Here is a 601-nt window from a genome sequence, read left to right as displayed (position 1 = left end):
CCAGTCGAGCCTGACGTGTAGATGATGTAGGCCAGATTGTCGGGAGACATCGGTGCGAGACGCTCTGCCGGCATCACGGCCGTTTCCCGGAGAACAGAAATCTGGTGGGCAACTCCAGGCTCATCCAGGACAACACAGTGCCGCCCTTCACCGGCCAGAACCGGCACGCCCGCCTCAAGCACCCTTGAGGTCACGATCAGATCCGCTCCTGCATCCCAAAGCATGAATGACAGACGTTCCTCCGGGTGGTCCGGATCAAGCGGCAAGTACGCCCCGCCCGTCTTGAACACTGCAAGAAGTGCCACGATCAGTTCGGCAGAACGCTCCAAACATATTCCAACAACACGTTCCGGGCCTGCCCCAAGACCAATCAGATAGCGTGCAAGCCGGTTTGAGGCCGCATCTACATCGCCATATCTGAGCTTGCGATCGCCATCCACAACAGCCACGGCTTCCGGGCGCAACCGTGCCTGCTCCGAAAACAGATCCAGAACCGTAAGCTCTCTTGCATATTCAACAGATGTCGCGTTGAAACCCTCAACAACACAACGGCGCTCCAGATCATCCAGAAGATCAATCGAATGAAGAGGCTGGTCCGGCT

The 601-nt window shown here is 57.4% G+C and carries 1 protein-coding gene; it reads right to left on the bottom strand.

Going from position 1 to position 601, the window contains the following annotated elements; genetic code table 11:
• Window positions 1-601: AMP-binding protein (locus E1297_RS00885; protein ID WP_155132724.1), on the bottom strand; the 601-nt coding region annotated here is incomplete at both ends.

The organism is Roseibium sp. RKSG952 (genome assembly GCF_009711355.1).
The sequence above is the reverse complement of the archived record's forward strand: the minus strand, read 5'-3'. Positions and strand labels throughout refer to the sequence as shown.